This is a genomic window from Pseudomonas sp. HY7a-MNA-CIBAN-0227, from assembly GCF_040310325.1.
In the GTDB taxonomy this organism is placed as follows: domain Bacteria; phylum Pseudomonadota; class Gammaproteobacteria; order Pseudomonadales; family Pseudomonadaceae; genus Aquipseudomonas.
Genome location: NZ_JBEOPT010000309.1, coordinates 1 through 244 on the forward strand (window position 1 = coordinate 1; position 244 = coordinate 244).

Sequence of the window (244 nt, forward strand, 5' to 3'; positions counted from 1 at the left end):
GGTAACCACTTACGCAGTGTAAAATAGCTAACTCCTTACAACCACCAGAACGTGCGGCATCAATCGCTTCTTGTATTTCATCATCATCAGCCATACCGGTTGATATAATCATTGGCTTACCAGTGCCTGCTACATAACGGATAAGAGGTAAGTCAATGGCTTCAAAAGAGGCAATCTTATAGGCTGGTGCATTTAATTTTTCTAATAGGTCTACAGCCGTATTATCAAAAGGCGAGCTAAACAT

Annotated in this window: 1 protein-coding gene; it reads right to left on the reverse strand. The window is 41.0% G+C overall.

All coding sequences use genetic code 11. The annotated features are described in order from the left end of the window. The coding region (locus AAEZ06_RS28055) for an N-acetylneuraminate synthase family protein (RefSeq protein WP_350617454.1) at nucleotides 1-244 on the reverse strand (244 nt) is incomplete at both ends.